The sequence below is a fragment of the Streptomyces sp. W1SF4 genome, assembly GCF_003950035.1.
Classification (GTDB): domain Bacteria; phylum Actinomycetota; class Actinomycetes; order Streptomycetales; family Streptomycetaceae; genus Streptomyces; species Streptomyces racemochromogenes.
This window is the reverse complement of sequence record NZ_CP034350.1, coordinates 6,689,280-6,707,692: the sequence shown is the minus strand read 5'-3', so window position 1 is coordinate 6,707,692 and position 18,413 is coordinate 6,689,280. Positions and strand designations below refer to the sequence as shown.

17 protein-coding genes are annotated in these 18,413 nt (G+C 76.0%); 10 read left to right on the top strand and 7 right to left on the bottom strand.

Features of this window, described 5'->3' with window-relative positions; genetic code table 11:
* The first annotated feature begins 166 nt into the window (after positions 1-166).
* Complete coding sequence (locus tag D1J60_RS31145) at positions 167-1,357, top strand: cytochrome P450 (protein ID WP_125823400.1); 1,191 nt, start codon at positions 167-169, stop codon at positions 1,355-1,357.
* Here the strand turns inward: D1J60_RS31145 and D1J60_RS31140 are convergent.
* The 6 genes from D1J60_RS31140 to D1J60_RS31115 all read right to left on the bottom strand — a co-directional run bounded on the left by D1J60_RS31140 (position 1,317) and on the right by D1J60_RS31115 (position 6,837).
* A complete protein-coding gene (locus D1J60_RS31140) occupies positions 1,317-1,838 on the bottom strand; it encodes a hypothetical protein (RefSeq protein ID WP_125823399.1) in 522 nt (173 codons plus the stop codon). The two genes, D1J60_RS31145 and D1J60_RS31140, sit on opposite strands and share 41 nt — an antisense overlap.
* Positions 1,835-3,103, bottom strand: a complete 1,269-nt coding sequence (locus tag D1J60_RS31135) for a molybdopterin-dependent oxidoreductase (RefSeq protein ID WP_125823398.1) — start codon at positions 3,101-3,103, stop codon at positions 1,835-1,837. Before D1J60_RS31135 ends, D1J60_RS31140 begins: the two co-directional genes overlap by 4 nt.
* 32 nt (positions 3,104-3,135) lie before the next feature.
* Positions 3,136-4,548 carry a glycosyltransferase 87 family protein gene (locus D1J60_RS31130; RefSeq protein WP_125823397.1) on the bottom strand — a complete coding sequence of 471 codons (1,413 nt, stop codon included), beginning with the start codon at positions 4,546-4,548 and terminating at the stop codon, positions 3,136-3,138.
* Positions 4,545-5,198, bottom strand: coding sequence for a class I SAM-dependent methyltransferase (locus D1J60_RS31125; RefSeq protein WP_241253456.1), 654 nt, complete (start codon positions 5,196-5,198; stop codon positions 4,545-4,547). Before D1J60_RS31125 ends, D1J60_RS31130 begins: the two co-directional genes overlap by 4 nt.
* A gap of 290 nt (positions 5,199-5,488) precedes the next feature.
* Positions 5,489-6,118: a DUF2064 domain-containing protein gene (locus D1J60_RS31120; RefSeq protein WP_125823395.1), complete on the bottom strand. Its 630-nt coding sequence runs from the start codon at positions 6,116-6,118 to the stop codon at positions 5,489-5,491.
* Positions 6,115-6,837 carry a glycosyltransferase family 2 protein gene (locus D1J60_RS31115; protein WP_164721011.1) on the bottom strand — a complete coding sequence of 241 codons (723 nt, stop codon included), beginning with the start codon at positions 6,835-6,837 and terminating at the stop codon, positions 6,115-6,117. Before D1J60_RS31115 ends, D1J60_RS31120 begins: the two co-directional genes overlap by 4 nt.
* 116 nt (positions 6,838-6,953) lie before the next feature.
* Between D1J60_RS31115 and D1J60_RS31110 the strand changes: the two genes are divergently transcribed.
* On the top strand, positions 6,954-7,742 hold the full coding sequence (locus tag D1J60_RS31110; RefSeq protein WP_125823393.1) for a response regulator transcription factor: 789 nt from the start codon (positions 6,954-6,956) through the stop codon (positions 7,740-7,742).
* Complete coding sequence (locus D1J60_RS31105) at positions 7,739-8,857, top strand: HAMP domain-containing sensor histidine kinase (protein WP_125823392.1); 1,119 nt, start codon at positions 7,739-7,741, stop codon at positions 8,855-8,857. The genes D1J60_RS31110 and D1J60_RS31105 overlap by 4 nt, the downstream gene beginning before the upstream one ends.
* A 19-nt stretch (positions 8,858-8,876) precedes the next feature.
* Here the strand turns inward: D1J60_RS31105 and D1J60_RS31100 are convergent, their stop codons facing one another.
* A complete protein-coding gene (locus D1J60_RS31100; RefSeq protein ID WP_125823391.1) occupies positions 8,877-9,938 on the bottom strand; it encodes an NAD-dependent epimerase/dehydratase family protein in 1,062 nt (353 codons plus the stop codon).
* Between the two features lie 265 nt (positions 9,939-10,203).
* On the opposite strand from D1J60_RS31100, the gene D1J60_RS31095 reads away from it, so the two are divergent.
* The 7 genes from D1J60_RS31095 to D1J60_RS31070 are packed head-to-tail and all read left to right on the top strand — an operon-like array spanning position 10,204 to position 18,345.
* Entirely contained in the window at positions 10,204-11,466 is a 1,263-nt protein-coding gene (locus D1J60_RS31095) for an ATP-grasp domain-containing protein (RefSeq protein WP_125823390.1), read from the top strand.
* 16 nt (positions 11,467-11,482) lie between these two features.
* Complete coding sequence (locus D1J60_RS31090) at positions 11,483-12,712, top strand: SidA/IucD/PvdA family monooxygenase (protein WP_125823389.1); 1,230 nt, start codon at positions 11,483-11,485, stop codon at positions 12,710-12,712.
* A complete protein-coding gene (locus D1J60_RS31085; protein ID WP_125823388.1) occupies positions 12,709-13,086 on the top strand; it encodes a cupin domain-containing protein in 378 nt (125 codons plus the stop codon). Before D1J60_RS31090 ends, D1J60_RS31085 begins: the two co-directional genes overlap by 4 nt.
* On the top strand, positions 13,079-14,182 hold the full coding sequence (locus D1J60_RS31080) for an FAD-binding oxidoreductase (RefSeq protein WP_125823387.1): 1,104 nt from the start codon (positions 13,079-13,081) through the stop codon (positions 14,180-14,182). The genes D1J60_RS31085 and D1J60_RS31080 overlap by 8 nt, the downstream gene beginning before the upstream one ends.
* The gene (locus D1J60_RS31075; RefSeq protein WP_125823386.1) at positions 14,179-15,810 is read left to right on the top strand and encodes a class I tRNA ligase family protein; all 1,632 of its coding nucleotides are present in this window, start codon (positions 14,179-14,181) and stop codon (positions 15,808-15,810) included. The genes D1J60_RS31080 and D1J60_RS31075 overlap by 4 nt, the downstream gene beginning before the upstream one ends.
* Positions 15,807-17,066, top strand: coding sequence for a biotin carboxylase (locus D1J60_RS37520; protein ID WP_164721010.1), 1,260 nt, complete (start codon positions 15,807-15,809; stop codon positions 17,064-17,066). Before D1J60_RS31075 ends, D1J60_RS37520 begins: the two co-directional genes overlap by 4 nt.
* Positions 17,059-18,345 (top strand): MFS transporter, encoded by a 1,287-nt coding sequence (locus D1J60_RS31070; protein WP_164721009.1) that lies wholly within the window; start codon positions 17,059-17,061, stop codon positions 18,343-18,345. The genes D1J60_RS37520 and D1J60_RS31070 overlap by 8 nt, the downstream gene beginning before the upstream one ends.
* The last annotated feature ends 68 nt before the right edge of the window (positions 18,346-18,413 follow it).

The window sequence follows — 18,413 nt, the reverse complement described above, 5'->3', positions numbered from 1 at the left end:
GGGGCGTCGGGCGTGCCAGCATGGGGGTGCGTTCCGGCGTCACCAGAGTGAGGACAAGGACCTTGAGCAGCTGCGCGCCCCGTGCCGGGCGCTCCCGCGAGGACGGGCTTCCGGCGGAGACCGCCCGGCCGCCGCTCGCTGCCGCCGCGCACGCCGGCGCCGCCTCGTGAGCGGCCCCCGGCAGGACCCGCTGCGCGACCCGGCCTTCTTCAACGACCCCTACCCGGCCTACGAGCGGCTGCGCCGGGAGTGCCCCGTCCAGCGGATCACCACCGGTTCCGGCGGCCACCACGCGTACCTGGTCACCGGCCACGCCGAGGCCCGGCAGGCGTTCACCGACCCCGGCCTGTCCAAGGACACGGCCCGGTTCTTCGCCGGCCGGCCCTCGGACCGCGACCTGCACCCCGCCGTCTCCCGCACCATGCTGTCGAGCGACCCGCCCGTCCACACCCGCCACCGCCGGGTGGCGACGCCCCTGTTCACCACCGGCCGGGTCCGCGCGCTGCGCCCGTTCATCACCCGGGTCGTGGACGACCTCACGTCGGCATGGGGGCCGGGCACGGAGATCGACCTGGTGGCCGGCCTGGCCGTCCCCCTCCCGGTCACCGTCGTCTGCGAACTGCTGGGCGTACCCGAAGCCGACCGCGCCGGCCTCGCCGCGTGGTCCCACGACCTCTTCGACGCCACGGACACCGCCCGCGTCGACGCGGCCTCGCACCGCATCGGCGACCACCTCACCGCCCTCCTCGACCGGGCCCGCACCACCCCGGGGGACGGCCCGCTCCACTCCTTCCTCCGCGACTGCGACGAGGGCGGCCTCGACCGGGACGAGGCCGTCTCGCTGGCCGCCCTGCTCCTGGTGGCCGGGCACGAGACCACCACCCACTTCATCGGCAACGCCGTCCTGGCCCTGCTCCGGCACCCGGAGGCGTTCGAACGGCTGCGCCGGGACCCGGACCTGATCCCCGGCGCCCTCGACGAACTCCTGCGCCACGACTCCCCGGTGGGCGTGGCCACCTTCCGCCACAGCACGCGGGACCTGAGCATCGGCGGGACCGTCGTCCCGGCCGGCCATCCGGTCCTCATCGCCCCCGGGGCCGCCAACCGCGACCCGGCCGCCTTCCCCGCCCCGGACCGCCTGGACCTCGACCGCGACGCCGGCGCCCACCTCGCCTTCGGCCACGGCATCCACCGCTGCCCGGGCGCCCCCCTGGCCCGGGCCGAGGCGGAAACCGCCCTGCGCACCCTCCTGACCCGTTTCCCGGACAGCCGCCTGGCCGTCCCCCCGGAATCCCTGACCTGGCGCCGGACCCGCCTCACCCGGGGCCTGGCCGCCCTCCCCCTCGTCCTGGCCTGACCCGCCGGGCCCACAGCCGCCCGGCCAGGACGGCCGCCGAGGCGGCGAACAGGCATGCGGTGATCAGCAGCCACCGCCCGAGGAACACGTCGGACGGCAGGCCGGTGGCGGCCGTGTAGGGGCCGACCTCCCCGAGCACCAGCGGCCAGTACACGAGCAGCAGGACCCCGGAGACGAAGGCCGGCACCCGCACGTGGTTCACGCCGGCCCGGGGCGGGCGCGCCCCCGGCCCGGCCCCGCGGCCGAGGAGCCGCTGGACGGCCAGGTCGGCGACCGCGTACAGGGGCAGCAGGACGAGGTCGTGCAGGAGCGCGGCCCCGACGAACCACAGGGCCACGCCGAGGGCGTCCCCTTCGAGCAGGCGCAGGCCCGCGTAGCAGGCCAGGGCGAAGGAGGCGAGGACGAGGAGCAGGTGGAGCGGGGAAGCCCCGTAGCGGTGCCGGAAGGGGCTTACGGCGGAGTCGGCGGGCGGCGGCTTCACGAAGGCTCCCCGAAGGTCAGGCGGGTGACCCACTTGGTGTTGTGGACCCCGGGGGCGCCGGGCACGATCACCCGGGCCGGGTAGCCGTGGTCGGGGGACAGGACCGCCCCGTTGACCCGGACGGCCAGCAGCGAGCGCGCGTCACGGACCTGGCCGCCGCTCAGCACGACGGAGGCGAACGAGCCGCCCCGCTGGACGGACTCCACCAGGACCTGCGGAGCGTGCGCGCCCAGCCCCACGAGCGCGGCCAGGTCGGTCAGGCGGACACCGCTCCAGTGCTGGTCGGCGGTCGACCAGCCCTCCACGCAGGCGATGGGCAGCAGCGCCTCGTTCTGCGGCAGGCCGAGCAGCCGGTCGTAGGTGAGGTCGACCTGGCGGCCCGCACCGCGCACGGTCAGCCGCCAGGCCGGACCGGTGTCGCTGGGGCGGATGCCCACGGAGGCGGCCGTCTTGTTGATCTGGAAGCCGTTGGGGCCGGGGCCCGGTTCCTGTCCGTGCGGGGCCAGCAGCGCCGTCCGGCGGAACCACCCGCCCACGCTCTGGCCCGCCGTCACGGCGAACAGCGCGAACGCACCCAGCCCGACCATGCCCAGCGCGCCCCGCCGCGAGATCGTCGGGGCGGCCGGGCGGGGCGCGACCAGGCCGGCCGCCTCCTCGCTGTCCGGGTCCGGCTGCCGAGGCCCCGCGCGCAGCGCCCGCACGGCCCGTCCCAGCCGGAACGCCACGTGGACGGCGAAGGCGCCGGTGAACACCCAGGCCCCGTAGAAGTGGAGCGTGTAGAAGGAGCCCGGGAAGACGTACTTGAGCTGCGTGTTGAGGATGCCGGTCGCGAACTCGAATCCGGCGCCGCCCACCAGCAGGAGCAGCGAGAGCCGCTCGGCGGCCTGGGCGGGCGACCGCACGGGGGGCCAGGCGAAGAGCTTCGGGATCACCGACCACAGCTTCGCCAGGAGCACGGGCACGAGCACCACGCCGAGGGTGACGTGCACGCCCTGGGTGACCCGGTAGAGCCAGTGGGGAGAGGTCGGCCAGGAGAAGAGGTAGAAGCCGAGCCATCCCTTGCCGGGGGTCTGGTCGTTGACCGCCGCGAGGTCCGGTTCGTACGCGGCGTACGACAGCAGGCCGGTGACGAACAGGATCGGGATGCCGAGGAGCAGGACGGTCCCGAACACCGCGGTCAGCCAGGGGCCGCGGAGCGGGCTGCGCCAGAACTCCGGGCGGAACGGGCCCCCGGGGGTGGGTGCCGCGCCGCTCTTCGCTGCCATGGGGTGTCTCCTCGGGTCGTGCGGTCGCGGGTTCACCGGGCTTCCCCCGCCGGGGAGGGCGTGCCGGTCGTACGGTCGGAGGTGGTGCGGCGTCCGCGGGGCCGCCGGCGCGCCGCCCAGGCGCAGAGGACCGCGAGCGCGGCGGCGGCGTACGCGGCCGTGCCGGCGTCCGGGACGACCCGGCCCGTGAGGTAGGCGGCCGCGCCGGCCACCGCGACGCCGAGCCACTCCCAGCGCCCGTCGAGCGCCACCAGGGCGATCAGCAGGAGGGCGTACCAGGAGTAGCCGGGGGTGGTCAGGAGGAAGGCGGTCCCGGTGACCAGGAGGGCTCCGCTCCACGGTCGCCCGGGGTCGCCCCGCCGCATCACGTACAGGCTGACGGCGAGCATGCCCGCGGCGACGGCGGGCACGGCCCAGGAGTCGGGGAGCAGCAGGCGCAGGAGGGCGTAGCGGTTGCCGGCGGAGGCGTCCTGGTAGCCCTCCTCGTCGGCGTAGCCGCCGAGGTAGCCGAGGACGGAGGAGCGGGAGAGCAGGACGTACGGCAGGTAGAGGGCGGTGAGCACCGCGGCGGCGGGGAGCAGGGTGGCGGCGGCGGCGCGGGGGCGGCGTACGCCGGACAGCGCGCCGGGGACCAGGACGGCCGGCAGGAGCTTGGCCCCGACGGCCAGGCCGAGCACGGCGCCGCCCAGGGCCCGGTGGCGGACCGTCAGCCCCAGGGCGAGGACGGACAGCAGGACGGCGAGGGCGTCGGCGTGGGCGTTGTTGACGGCTTCGACGGCGACCGCCGGGCACCAGGCCCAGTAGGCCGCGGTACGGGGGTCCCCGCGGCGGCGCAGGACGCGCAGCAGGACCAGGGTGGTGGTGACGGCGAGGAGGGCGCCGCCCGTCTGGAGGGCCTTGTGGCGCACCGCGTCGGGTGAGAGGGCGTGGACGAGGAGGAAGTACAGCTCGCCGGCCGGGGGGTAGACGGTGTGCACGCCGGGGCGGTTGATGCGGGTGCAGACCCCCTCGGACACCGGGGCGAGGTCCGGCTCGCCGCACGCCGTCCCGGTGGGGAACAGCCAGTCGTCGCGGTACGGCAGCAGGGCGGGGTCGGCGGGGGCGTGGTCGTAGGGGGAGATGCCCGCCGCCTGTACGCGGCCGTCCCAGGCGTAGCGGAACGAGTCGGTGCTGGTGCGGGGCGGGGCGCCGAGGCCCGTCAGGGCGACGGCGATGCCGCCGGCGAGGACGAGGACGGTGGCGTGCCGGGCGGGTACCCGGCGCAGGGACCACACGGCGGCCGCGAACAGCGCCCAGCAGGCGGCGTACAGCCAGGACAGGCCGGCCGGGTCGGCGAAGTAGCCGTCCTCGCGCACGGTGAGGACGAGCAGGCCGGCCAGGGCGGTCAGCAGGACGGCGGTGACGGCCGTGGCGCGCCGCGGGACGGCGGTGGGCGGCCGGGTCACGGCGCGGCTCCGGCGGGGGCGGGGGCCGCGGCGCGGCGCCGGGGGCCGGGGACGAGTTCGGCGAAGGGCCGGCCGGCCAGCGTCCAGCTGCGGACGGTGCGCCAGCCGGCGGCCTCGGCGTGGTCCCGCAGGGCCCGGATGCCGACCCGGGCCCACGGGAAGGGGGTGCCGAGGGTGCCGCGTCCGTCGTCGAGGCGCACCTCGCACCGCTCGTCCACTTCGACGGGCGCGGCCTCGGCTACCAGGCGGCCGCCGGGGGCGAGCAGGTCCGCGGTGCGTTCCAGGAGCGCGGCGGGGTCTCCGCCGATGCCGATGTTGCCGTCGATCAGCAGGGCGGTGTTCCAGCGGCGTTCGCCGGGGAGGGGGTCGAAGACGGAGCGGCACAGTGCCGTTCCGCCGCGACGCGCGGTCCGGGTCACGGCGGCGGGGGTCACGTCGATGCCGAGCGCGCGGTGGCCGCGTCCGGCCAGCGCCGCGACGAGCCGGCCTGGACCGCAGCCGATGTCGAGGACGGCTCCGTGGCAGCGGGCGAGCACGCTCTCGTCGGCGGCGTCGGTCCCGGCACACCACCGTTCGACGTCCAGGGGCAGCAGCCACCCGTCCGACCTGCGCAGGAAGAGGGGCCCCCGGCCGGCGCGCAGGGCCAGCACGTAGGGATCGTCCCGCCACGCCGGCCCACCCGCGACACGTGCCGGGGCCGCGGACGCGGCGCGGGAGGCAGGCGCGGCCGCAGGCGCGGGCGCGGTACGGGAGGCAGGCGCGGGCGCAGGCGCGGGCGCGGTACGGGACGCAGGCGCGGGCGCGGGCGCAGGCGCGGTACGGGACGCAGGCGCAGGCGTGACCGCGGTACGGGACGCGGGCGCGGGCGCCGAGCGGGGCGCGGGTGGGGGCCCGGGTGTGACCGCCGTGTGGGGCGGGGGTGGGGAGGTGGCGGGGGTGGTCATCGGGTCACCGCCGTGTCGGCGCTCAGGCGCCGGTGGCAGGTGGCGAAGCGGCCGGTCGGGGCGAGGGCGGCCACCTCGGCGGCGTCGGCGGCGGTGTCCACGTCGCGGAGCCGGGGCAGCAGCCCGGTGCGCAGTCCGGCCGCGCGCAGCCGCTCGTACTGCACCGCCCCGGTGTCGGGTGCGGACATGGGTACGCCGAGCAGCAGGGCCGGGTCGGGCGCCGCCAGGCCCAGGGCCCAGAACCCACCGTCGGCTGCGGGGCCGAACCAGGCGTCGTACGCGTCGAATTCCAGCGCCGGCGCCAGGTGCGCCGGGGTGACCTGCGGGGTGTCCATGCCGATCAGCAGCGCCGAGCCGGTGCAGCCGGCGAACGCGGCCGCGAGCCGTTCGTCGAGGCTCCCGCCGCTCTGCGGCACCACCTCGAAGCCGGGCGGCAGCCACCGCCCCGGGGCACCCTCCAGGACCAGCACGTGCCGGCCGGCCGGGGTGGCGGCGACGGCGGCCAGGGTGTCGGCGAGCGCGGCCTCGGCCAGGGCAGCCGCCTGCCCGGGGCTGAACGGCGGGGTGAGCCGGGTCTTGACCCGGCCGGGCACGGGCGCTTTGGCGATCACGAGCAGGCTGGTCACCTGGCGCCCCCGGACCGCTCGGTGCGGGCGGCTCCCGCGGGGGCGTACGGCGGCTCGGCGAGCACCGCGCGCATGTCGCGGACGGCCTGCCAGGTCCCCCGCCAGGTGCCGGTGACCTTGGACCTGCCGCTGCGCGGCAGGTAGGGCACGTCCTCCTCGCGCACCCGCCAGCCGGCGTCGGCGGCGCGCACGACCATCTGCAGGGGGTAGCCGGAACGCCGGTCGGTCAGTTCCAGGCGCAGGAGGTCCTCGCGGCGCGTCGCCCGCAGCGGGCCGAGGTCGTGCAGGCGCAGGCCGGTGCGGCGGCGCAGCATCCGGGCCAGGGCGAGGTTGCCCGCCCGGGCGTGCGCCGGCCAGGCGCCCCGGCCGCGGGGGCGGCGGCGGCCGAGCACGAGGTCGGCCTCCCCCGCGGCGACGGCCCGGACGAACCCGCTCAGCAGGCCGGGGTCGAGGGAGGCGTCGCAGTCGCAGAAGCAGACGTACTCGGCCTCCGCGGCCAGGAGTCCGGCGTGGCAGGCGGCGCCGAAGCCGCGCCGCGGCTCCTGGACGACGGTGGCGCCGAGGGCGCGGGCGAGGTGGGCGGACCCGTCGGTGGACCCGTTGTCCACGACCAGGGCCCGCCAGCCGGCGGGGATGCGGGCGAGTACCCAGGGCAGGGCCCCGGCCTCGTTCAGGCAGGGCAGGACGACGTCCACGGAGATTTCGGTCACGACTGCCACCGTAGGAATTCCCCGGGGACATAGCGGACATCGACTCCTTACGAAACGCGGACGTCGGCCGTCCGGGGTCGGGCCGCCGGGGACGGGAGGGGGCCGGCGGTGGGAGGCTTGCCTTCATGAGCACGACCGCGAGCACGACCACGACGGCGACCCCGAGCACGCCCCCGCCCGTTTCGCCCGCCCGGGTCCTCGTCGTCGACGACGACCCCACCGTCGCCGAGGTCGTCACCGGCTACCTGCGCCGGGCCGGCCACGACGTCGGGCACGCCGCCGACGGCCCCGCCGCCCTCGACGCCGCCGCCCGGTGCGCCCCGGACCTGGTCGTCCTCGACCTGATGCTGCCCGGGATCGACGGGCTGGAGGTGTGCCGGCGGCTGCGCGCCGAGCGTCCCGTTCCGGTGATCATGCTGACGGCGCGCGGCGACGAGGACGACCGGATCGCCGGGCTGGAGCTCGGCGCGGACGACTACGTCACGAAGCCCTTCAGCCCGCGCGAGCTGGTCCTGCGCGTCGAGTCCGTGCTGCGCCGCAGCCGGGCCGCGACGCCGGGGCCCGCCGGGCGGGGTCTGCTGACCGGGGCGGGGATCCGGCTGGACCCGCGGACCCGCCGGGCCGACCGGAACGGCCGGGAACTCACGCTCACGCTGCGGGAGTTCGACCTCCTGGCGCACTTCCTCACCCAGCCCGGCCGGGCCCACGGGCGGGAGGAGCTGATGCGGGACGTGTGGGGCTGGGACTTCGGCGACCTGTCCACCGTGACCGTCCACGTACGCCGCCTGCGCGCCAAGATCGAGGACGACCCGGCGGCGCCCCGGCTCATCCAGACCGTCTGGGGCGTCGGGTACCGCTTCGACGCGGGCGGGGACGCGGGCGCCGGCGCGGGCGGGGAGGAGGGGTCCCGGTGAAGGACGTCCTGCTGATCGCGGCCTTCGCGTTCGGGGGCGCGGCCTGCGCCGGCCTGCTCGGCGCGGTCGCGCTGCGCCTGCTGCGGCACCGGTCCGTCACCGTCTCCCTGGCCGTCGTCGCCGCGGTCGCCGTGGCCGCCATGCTCGCCGGCACCCTCGCCGTCGCCCGGGCGATGTTCCTCTCCCCCCACGACCTGAGCGTCGTCACCCTCGTGGCCGCCATGGCCGCCGTCGTGTCGCTGGCCACCGCGTTGCTGCTGGGCCGCTGGGTGGTGGCCCGCAGCCGCGAACTCGCCCGCGCAGCCCGGGACTTCGGCGAAGGCGGCAGCTTCGCCGCACCCCCGGCCCGGGCCACCGCGGAACTGGCCGCCGTCACCCGGGAGCTGGCCGCCACCAGCGCCCGGCTCGCGGCCTCCCGGGAGCGCGAGCGCGCCCTGGAGTCCTCCCGCCGCGAGCTCGTCGCCTGGATCTCCCACGACCTGCGCACCCCGCTGGCCGGACTGCGGGCGATGGCCGAGGCCCTGGAGGACGGGGTAGCGGCCGACCCCGCCCGCTACCACCGGCAGATCCGTACCGAGGTCGAACGCCTCGGCTCCATGGTCGGCGACCTCTTCGAGCTCTCCCGCATCCACGCCGGTGCCCTGGAGCTGACTCCCAGCCGGGTCTCGTTCCGGGACCTGGCGGCCGACGCCCTCCTCGGCGCCGACCCGCTGGCCCGCGAGCGGGGGGTGCGGCTGTGCGGCGAGGACATCTCCCACGTCCCGGTCGAGGTGGACGGCAAGGAGATGACCCGGGTCCTGACGAACCTGCTCGTCAACGCCATCCGCCACACCCCGGCCGACGGCACCGTGGCCGTGCGCGTCGACCGGCACGAGGACACCGCCGTGCTGTCGGTCACCGACGGCTGCGGCGGCATCCCCGAGGAGGACCTGCCCAAGGTGTTCGACACCGGCTGGCGCGGGAACCGGGCCCGTACGCCCCCTGCCGGTGCCGGGCTCGGGCTGGCGATCGTACGGGGCATCGTCGAGGCCCACGCCGGGCGGGCCCGGGTCCACAACGTGCCCGGCGGCTGCCGCTTCGAGGTCACCCTGCCGCTCGCCACCGCGAACACCTGACCGGGGCCGCCGCCGGGGCCTAACCGGCCCCGGCTGAGGCCCGCTGCCCGGCCCGCGCGAACTCGGCCATGCCCTGCGCGAACCCGACCTCGGGACGCCAGCCCAGCTCCCGCCGCAGCCGGGAGGAGTCCGCCGTGACGTGCCGGACGTCGCCCAGCCGGAACTCCCCCGTCACCACGGGCGCCGGGCCTCCGTGCTCCGCGGCGAGCGCGGCGGCCATCTCCCCCACGGTGTGCGGGTCGCCGCTGCCGACGTTGTACGCCCGGTGGCCGCCGTCCGGCGGGCCCGCGAGGCCGGCCAGGGCGGCCGCGTTGGCCCGGGCGACGTCCCGTACGTGGACGAAGTCCCGCCGCTGCCCACCGTCCTCGAAGACCCGCGGGGCCTCGCCCCGGGCCAGGGCGGACCGGAAGAAGGAGGCGACGCCCGCGTACGGGGTGTCCCGCGGCATGCCCGGCCCGTACACGTTGTGGTACCGCAGCGACACGGCCGTACCTCCGGTCGACCGCGCCCAGGCGGCGGCCAGGTGCTCCTGCGCGAGCTTGGTCGTCGCGTAGACGTTCCGCGGATCCGCCGGCGCGTCCTCGTCCACCAGCCCCGGGACGAGCGCGTCCCCGCAGCGCGGACAACGGGGCTCGAACCGGCCCGCCTCCAGGTCCGCGGCCGCCCGCGGCCCCGGCCGCACCACCCCGTGCCCGGCGCACTCGTACCGCCCCTCCCCGTACACCACCATCGAGCCGGCCTGTACGAACCTGCGCACCCCGGCCCGGGCCGTCGCGGCCAGCAGCACCGCCGTCCCCAGGTCGTTGCAGGCGACGTACTCCGGCGCGTCCGCGAAGTCCTTCCCCAGGCCCACCATGGCGGCCTGGTGGCACACGGCGTCCACGCCGCGCAGCGCGCGCCCCACCGCCTCCGCGTCCCGGACGTCGCCCCGGACGAACTCGGCGTCCGGCAGCCGGGGGGCCCGCGGATGGGCGGCCGGCAAGAGCGCGTCCAGCACCACCGGGGTGTGTCCCCCGGCGGCCAGGACGGCGACCACGTGCGAGCCGATGAACCCGGCTCCTCCTGTGACGAGTACGCGCATGCCCGGCACGCTACGGAACCGGGACCCCGGCGGACGGCTCCCGCACCGTGCCGTAAGACTTCCGTCACCCTTCCCCCCGGGATGTCCGCTTCGGGGAACCCGACAGGCCCGACCAGCCTCCCATTCCGGAAAATATCCGGCGCGAACGCCCTCTGGCAGATGTTTTTGCGGTGATCCATTGACCGGGGCCGAAGCGCACGGATAGAAAGATCACGATCAGGGCCGCGATCCGGTCCAACACAGCACTGCCCCGGGGGAATTCGCTTTGCCGCACACAGATGCACTTCGTCCTGCCCGCGTCCTCGTGGTCGAACCCGCCTCCTCCGGGGGCGCCACCCTGATCGGCGTCGCCGCCGAGATGGGGCTGCGGGTCGTCGTCGCCACCGCCGACTCCGGCGACCGCCGGCTCTCCGACGCCGTGCGCGCGGCGGCCGATTCGGTGCTGACGGTGGAGACCAACGACCAGGCCGCCCTCGAAGCGGCCGTGCTCGAACTGCACCGGGCCGAGCCGTTCGAGGCGGTGCTGCCGGGCTCCGACATCTACGTGGTGGCGACCGCGCGCGTCGCCGCGGCGCTGGGCCTGCCCGGCCTGCCCGTGGCCACCGTCGACCGGGTCCGTGACAAGAGCGTCATGCGGGCCGCCGTGGCGGAGGCCGGGCTGCGCACCCCGCGCTTCGCCCAGGCCACCACCGACGCCGAACTGCGCGCCGCGGCCGAACGGGTCGGCTTCCCCTGCGTGCTGAAGCCGGTCGCCTGCTCCGGCAGCATCCACGTCAGCCGCGCGGACGACCTCGACCAGCTCACCGCCGCGTTCCAGCGGCTCGTGACCGACCCGGAGCCCGACATGGGCAAGCTGCACGAGCACCGGGTGCTCGTCGAGGAGTACGTCCAGGGGCCCGAGTTCAGCGCCGACGGCTACGTCCTGGACGACGGCCGGGTCACCGTCGTCGCCCTCAGCCGCACGCTGCTCGGCCCCGAGCCCGACTTCGTGGAGATGGGCCACCTCACCCCGGCCCTGGTCGACGACGCCACCCTGAAGAGCGTCGAGGCCTACGTCGGCGACGTCGTCCGCGCGGTCGGCATCACCAGCGGCCCCTTCCACTGCGAGCTGCGCCTGGCCGCCGACGGTCCGGTGCTCATCGAGATCGGCGCCCGGCTGCCGGGCGACCGGATCGTGGAGCTGCTGCGGCTCGTGACCGGCGTCAGCCTGCCCAGGGTGGCCGTCGCCACCGCGCTCGGTCTCGGCCCGGAGGCGGTCGGCGCCTTCGCACGGCCGGAGGCCGAGAGCGCCGGCATCCGCTTCTTCTCCGCCGCGGGCCGCTCCTCGTACCGGGAGCTCTCCGGGTGGGCGGAGCTGGAGGCCATGCCGGAAGTCCTGGAGACCGCCGTGTACTTCGCGCCGGGCGAGACCATCCCCGGCGTCGAGGACTGCCGCTCGCGCCTGGGCCACGCCCTGTTCACCGCCGGCTCCCCGCAGGGCGCCGTCGACCGCTGGCAGGCGCTCGGCGACCTCGTCGTCCCGGCCTGACCCGGCGGATCCCACGATGAACGCACACGTACTCGACTACGCGGCCGTCGGCATCGGCCCCGCGAACATGAGCCTCGCCGCGCTCGCGCAGCCCGTCGAAGGGCTGCGCGGCGCCCACCTGGAACGCCGTGAGAGCTTCTCCTGGCACCCCGGACTGCTGCTGCCCGAGGCCACCCTCCAGGTCTCGCTGCTCAAGGACCTGGTGACGCTGGTCGACCCGTCCAGCCCCTTCTCGTTCCTGGCGTTCCTCGCGAGCGAGGGCCGGCTCTACCGGTTCCTGGCCGCGGACTTCCCGGCCGTCCTGCGCGCCGAGTTCAACCAGTACCTCCAGTGGGTCGCGGCGCGGCTGCCGAGCCTGACGTTCGGGGCGGAGGTGCACGGCGTGGACTTCCACGACGGCGCCTTCCACCTCCGCGCCGGGGAAAACGAGGTGACGGCGCGTCACCTGGTGCTCGGTACCGGGCTCACCCCGTCCGTACCCGAGCCCTTCCGCCCCTTCCTCGGCCCCACCGTCTTCCACTCCGGGGAGTTCCTGCTGCGGGCCCCCGAGGTGACCGGACGGCGGGTCGTCGTGGTCGGCGGCGGCCAGAGCGGCGCGGAGATCGTGCGGCACCTGGCGGCCGGCGCGGCGCCCGAGAGCATCACCTGGGTCAGCCGGCGCTCGTCCTTCCTGCCGATGGACGACTCGCCGTTCGCCAACGACCTCTACACGCCGGACTACGTACGCCGCTTCCACGCGCTGCCCGCCGGCCACAAGGCCCGGCTCCTGGACCGGCAGAAGTACACGAGCGACGGCATCGACCTCCAAGTCCTCCAGGACATCTACCGGTTGAGCTACCGCGACGAGTTCATCGAGAACAGGCCCGGCAGGCTCCGCTTCATGGCCGACTGCGCGGTCACCGCGATCGAGGGCGGCCCCGACGAGTGGAAGCTCACCGTCGAGTCCTCGGGCCCGGACGCGTCCGCCCTGCTCGCCGCCGACATCGTCATCCTGAGCACCGGATACGCCTACGCCCTGCCGGACTTCATGGCTCCGCTCGACGCCCGGCTGCGCCGGGAGGACGGGATGCTCGTCGTCGGCGACGACTTCTCGGTCGCGTGGGACGGGCCCGCCGAGAACCGGATCTACCTCCAGAACGGCGCCCGGCACTCCTGGGGCGTCGCCGATCCCAACCTCAGCCTGCTCGCCTGGCGCAGCGCGGTGATCCTCAACAGCATGCTCGGTGAGACGAGGTACAGGGTATGACCACCCATCAGGCCCCGCAGTTCCAGGCGGAGGCGACCGGCGCCCTGGTCCCCTTCGGCCCGACCGAGGTGGAACCCGACGGAGTGAGCGTCGCCGAGGCGGACTTCGCCCGCTCGGTCTTCCCCCGCGTGCCGTTCGAGGCGGCCCGCTTCACCGTGCCGGCGGGCGGGACCAGCTCTCCCGACCAGCACGCGGTCCAGGAGATCTGGGTGGTCCACGCCGGATCCGGCACCCTGGAGGTCGACGGCGAACGGACCCTCGTCGGACCCGGCTCCATGGTGGGCTTCGCCTCGCGGTCCGTCCACGAGATCTTCGCCGACCAGGGCGAGGACCTGGTCGTCTACTCCTTCTGGTGGTCGGCGCCCGATGAGTGACCGCACCACCGGGACCGGTGGGGCGCCCCACTTCGACCTCGCCGTCGTCGGCGCGGGCGCGGTCGGCTCCCTCACCGCGTACTACGCCGTGCGCCGGGACCCGGGCCGCCGCGTCGCCGTGATCACGCACGCCGGACGAGGGGCGGGCGCGACCCGCCTCTCGGCGGGGTTCGACACGCCCACGGGGCACAACCCGGCCCAGCGCGCCCTGGCCGCCCGCAGCACCGCGCTCTTCGACGAGCTCGCCGCCGCACTCGGCGACGCCGGACGCGCTCCGGTCGACGTCCGCTGGCTCGTGACGCGGGAGAACACGGCCGCGCTCGACGCGACCATGGCCGACGGCGGCCGCACCCGCCCGGTCACCGCCGAGCAGCGGTCCCTGCTGGAGCGGACGTTCCCCGGGCTCGCCCACGGGGACGCCGAAGTCCTGCTGGCCAGCGACCCCATGACGGCCGGTCAGCCGCAGTGGCTCGCCGACCGGCTGCTCGACGAGGTCCTCGGCCGGCCGGGCAACACCCTCCTGGAGGGCTTGCGGGTCACCGGTGTACGCCGCACGGACGGACGGCTCGAACTGGCCGCCGCCGACGGCAGCCGGATCACCGCCGACCAGGCTGTCCTGGCGCCGGGCCCCTGGGCCCTGGACGGGCCGCTGGCGGCGGCCGCCCGCGAGCGCGGGGCCCGGGTCAAGAAGGTGGTGGCGTTCCACATCATGGCCCCGCCCCCGCCGGGCGCCCCGGCGCTCGTGCTGGAGGACGCCGACGCCTTCCTGCTGCCCCATCACCCGGGCGGCCACTGGATCCTCAGCATCACCTCGCCCGACTGGGACCGCGGCCCCGACGGACCCCTCGCCATCGACGCCCGTGACCGGGAGCTCGCCCGGACCCTGCTCGCCCGGCACGTACCGGGCTTCCTGCCGCACCTGCTCGGCGGCCGGGTCTTCAGCGACTGCTTCACCCCCGGCCACCTGCCGGTCGTGGACACGGCCGGCGACGACGACGTGGTCATGGCCATCGGCGGCTCCGGCTCCGGCTACCGACTCGCCCCGGCCATGGCCGAGGACGCACTGAACCTGCTCGACTGGAGAACGCGATCATGAGCCTGCTGACCGGGGACGCGCACGTCCCCCGGCACTACCTCCTGGTGCCGCCGGAGGCCACGCCCAACGGCCCCCTGCACCTCGGCCACATCGGCGGCCCCTTCCTGTGGTCGGACATGATCGCGCGGCACCTGCGGGTCCGGGGCGACCTGCCGCTGGTGATCACCGGCAGCGACGTGTACGAGTCGTACGTGACGCTCAGGGCGCACGCCGAGGACTCCACGCCCGGCGAGGTCGCCGCCCGCTACGGACAGCGCATCCAGGACGACCTGGCCGCGCTGCGCATCGGCGTCGACGCGTTCATCGTCCCCGACCGGCAGCCCTGGCGGGAGCAGTTCGAGCAGGAGGTCGCCGCCTCGATCGAGCGGCTGACGGCCCGCGGCGCGGTGCTGACGCGCACCGAGCGCGTGCCGCACTGCGCGGCGTCGGACCGCTGGGTGGTGGGCGGCTGGCTCCAGGGACGCTGCCCCGAGTGCGGTGCGGGCATCGCCAGTTACTTCTGCGAGGAGTGCAGCGCGCACTTCCTGCCCGAGGCGGTCGTCGAGCCGCGCCCCCTGCTCGACGAGGGGCCGCTGACCTGGCGGGAGATCTCCAGCCTCTTCCTGCGGCTGCCGGACCGCGACCTCCTGGACCGCACGCTGGTGGACCTGGGCGTCGCCGACCGCTACCGGGCGACCGTGGCGCGCTTCCTGGAGCGCGACGGCCTGACCGTACGGCTGAGCGCCCCGCAGACGTGGGGGCTCGCGCTGCCCGCGGCGGAGCCGGACGTACCGCGCGCCCTCTTCCCGTACGCGGGGATCTTCATGTTCGCCCGTCTCGCCGGCGCCGTCCACGGCAGGCTCTCCGGCACCGGCGTGAACGCCTTCGACCCGGACTCCGGGGTCACCACCATCACCACCCTGGGGATCGACAACGTGATCCCCACACTGGTCTCGATCGTCGGCACCAGCCTGCTGCACGGCGACATGAAGCCGTACGACCGGTGCCTGATCAACCACTTCTACGAGCTGGCCGGGCGGAAGTTCTCCACCAGCGCCCGGCACGCCATCTGGGCCGCGGACATCGCCGCGTCCGACGCCATCGGCGTGGACACCGTCCGGTACCACCTCGCCGGGGCCGATCTGGAGTCCGGCGCGGCGAGCTTCGAGACCGCGGACTTCCTGGAGACGGCGAACGCCGTGCTCGCCGACGGCCTCGGCAAGCGCATCGGTGCCGCCTGGAGCCGGCTGCCCGAGGGGCCGCCGCAGGCGCCCGCCCCGGCCGCCGTCGGCCTCCTGGAAACCCTGCTCGCCGAGCAGTCCGCCGCGCTCGACGGCACCCGCGTCTCGACCCGGCGCGCGGTCGCGGCCCTCGACCGCTGGTGCGCCGACGACGCGGTCGTCCACGCGGACGGGGACGGCGCCTACTGGTGGCTCAAGGGCCTGTCCCTGCTGGCGTTCCCGGTGATGCCGGACCTCGCCGAGCTCGTCTGGCAGCGCCTCGGCGGCGCCGGGGAGCCCCGCGCGGCGGCCTTCCTGGCCAGGACCCCGGCCCACCGGGACCTGCCCGCGCCCGGCTTCAACCGGGTGAGCGCCGCCGATCTGGACGCCTGCCTGCCCGACACCCTGCGACCGGGAGCGGACGCGTGACCGACCGGACCACACCGCTGTACGTCGTCCTCAACCGCTCCGGCGACGAGTTCGGCGAGTACCACCGCTTCCTCGCCGGCCACCCCTGCCGGACGGTGTACCTCACCACGCCCGGCGGGCTGCCCGCGCTCGACCGGGGCGGGGCGACCGAGGTCCACGTGCGCGACAGCCTCGCCCACGACGACCTGCTGCCCCTGGTACGGGAGATCGCGGACCGGCACGGCACGCCCGAGGCCGTTTTCGGCCAGTCCGAGTACGACATCCTGACGGCCGCCCGGCTCTCGGACGCGCTCGGCGTTCCCGGCGGGTACGGCCTCGACCTCGTCCGGCGGTTCAAGGACAAGCCCGCCATGAAGAGCGCGGTGGGCGCGGCCGGACTGCGGGTCCCCCGGTTCCTGCGCCTGGACGACGCCCCGTCGGCGGAGGCGGTCGTCGACGCCCTCGGCGGTCTGCCCCTGGTCCTCAAGCCGCGCGCCGCGGCGGGCTCCCAGGGCGTCACGGTCGTCCACGGCACCGGCGAACTGCGCGAGGCCCTCAAGGGTGTCGACCCGCAGGCGTACGAGTGCGAGGAGTACGTCGAGGGGGACATCTTCCACGTCGACGGCGTCCGCCGCTCCGGCCGCCTCCACTTCGTCACCGCCTCCCAGTACGTCCACACCTGCCTGGACTACGCGCAGGGCCGCCCGCTCGGCTCGGTCCTGCTCGACCCGGGCCCCGAGCGCGACGAGCTCACCCTCTTCGCCGACCGCTGCCTGCGGGCACTCGGGCTGCGCGACGGCGCGTTCCACCTGGAGGCGATCCGGCGTCCGGGGGGCGAGCTGGTGTTCCTGGAGGTCGGGCTGCGGCCGGGCGGCGCGCAGGTGCCGTTCCTGCACGTCGACCTCTACGGCATCGACCTGTTCGCCGAGGCGTTCCGGGCGGCCCTGGACCTGCCCCCGCTGTGGCAGCCGTCCCCCGAACCGGCCGGGCACCGGGCCGGCGGCTGGCTCATCTACCCCGCCCCGCGCGAGCTGCCCGGACGGGTCGTCGCCCGCACCTCGCCCAGGGCGGCCGTCCCCGAGGTCTACCACGAGGAGCTGCCCGCGATCGGCCAGGTCATGACCGGGCCCGGCAGCTATGACGAAGGCTGCGGGATCTTCCGGTTCCGGGGGCGCAGCGCCGCCGGGGTGCGGGCCGCCGTGCACACCGCGATGGAGGTGTACGGGCTGCGGACCGAGCGGGCCCCGGGAGCCGGGGAAGCCGAGCCGCATGGCTGAGGCCCGCCGGTACGGCTCCGTGCTGCGCGCGTGGCTCCGGGAGACGCTTCCGGCCGCCGGGAACGCGCGCAGGCTCGGCGTCCTCACGCTCGTCCAGTCGCTGGGGCTCGGGGTGTTCCTCACCTCCAGTGCCGTGTTCTTCACCCGGACCATCGGCATCCCCGCCCAGCGCGTGGGCCTCGCCCTGTCGGTCGCCGGGCTCTGCGGCCTCCTCTGCACGGTGCCCATCGGCCGGCTCGCGGACCGGCTGGGCGCGGGCCGGGTGCTCACCGCCAACTTCCTGCTCGCCGCCGCCGGGTTCACCGCGTACTGCCTGGTGGACGGCTTCGCCGCGTTCCTCGTGGTCGCCTGCGCCATCGCGGTCCTGGAGACCTCGGCGGGCGCGCTCCAGGCGTCGCTCACCGACGCGCTGGTGGGCGAGGGGGAGCGGGTCAGGGTGAGCGCGCAGATGCGCAGCCTGTTCAACCTGGGCTTCCTCGGCGGCGCCGCGCTGGCCGGGGCCGCCATCGCGGCCGGCACCCCGGCCGCCCTGTACGCCACGGTCCTCGCCAACGCCGCCCTCCAGCTGCTGTCCGTCGCCGTGCTGCTCGGGATGCGGCTGCCCGCGGGCGCCGGGCCCCGGGCCACCGCCGCCGGGGCGCCGGGCGGGGTACTGCGCAGCGGCGCGCTGCGGGACGTGCGCTACGTGGCGGTCGCGCTGGTGTGCGGCGCTCTGGAGCTGTACCACCCGCTGCTGACGGTCGGACTGCCGCTGTGGATCGTCACCGCCACCGACGCGCCCGCGCTGCTGGTGTCGGGGCTGCTGATCGTGGACACCGTCCTGGTGCTGTTGTTCCAGGTCGCGGTCAGCGGGGGCGCGCGCACCCCGGCGGGGGCTGCCCGTATGCTGCGCTGGGCGGGGTGGGCGCTGGGGGCGTCCTGCCTGGTCTTCGCGGTGAGCGGGGGCCACGGCGCGCTCCTGGACACCGCGGCCCTGCTGGGCGGCACGCTGGTGCTCGTCCTCGGCGAGCTGTACCAGGCGTCGGCGAGCTGGGGCCTGTCCTTCGGGCTCGCCCCGGCGGGCCGGCAGGGGGAGTACCAGGCGGTGTTCTCCCTGGGGCGCGGGCTCCAGCAGTTCGCCGGGCCGTGGCTGATGACCTCCCTGGTCGTCGGCACGGCGGCGACGGGCTGGCTGGTCCTCGCGGCGCTCTTCGCCCTGCTCGGGCTGGCCGCGCCCGCGTTGGTGCGCGGCCTGGAGAAGGCCCGCGCCCGGACGGAGCCGGTGCCGGCGCCGACCTGAGCGCGCCGGCAGCCGCCCGTGCGGCCCCCCGCGTGTCACACCCCTACGACCGAGACAAGTAAGCGAGC

What these genes read in the sequence shown, in the direction of transcription:
- D1J60_RS31085 (WP_125823388.1), top strand. Translation starts at nt 12,709, where the DNA reads ATGACCACCCATCAGGCCCCGCAGTTCCAGGCGGAGGCGACCGGCGCC.
- D1J60_RS31110 (WP_125823393.1), top strand. Translation starts at nt 6,954, where the DNA reads ATGAGCACGACCGCGAGCACGACCACGACGGCGACCCCGAGCACGCCC.
- D1J60_RS31080 (WP_125823387.1), top strand. Translation starts at nt 13,079, where the DNA reads ATGAGTGACCGCACCACCGGGACCGGTGGGGCGCCCCACTTCGACCTC.
- D1J60_RS31075 (WP_125823386.1), top strand. Translation starts at nt 14,179, where the DNA reads ATGAGCCTGCTGACCGGGGACGCGCACGTCCCCCGGCACTACCTCCTG.
- D1J60_RS31090 (WP_125823389.1), top strand. Translation starts at nt 11,483, where the DNA reads ATGAACGCACACGTACTCGACTACGCGGCCGTCGGCATCGGCCCCGCG.
- D1J60_RS31135 (WP_125823398.1), bottom strand. Translation starts at nt 3,103, where the DNA reads ATGGCAGCGAAGAGCGGCGCGGCACCCACCCCCGGGGGCCCGTTCCGC.
- D1J60_RS31100 (WP_125823391.1), bottom strand. Translation starts at nt 9,938, where the DNA reads ATGCGCGTACTCGTCACAGGAGGAGCCGGGTTCATCGGCTCGCACGTG.
- D1J60_RS31070 (WP_164721009.1), top strand. Translation starts at nt 17,059, where the DNA reads ATGGCTGAGGCCCGCCGGTACGGCTCCGTGCTGCGCGCGTGGCTCCGG.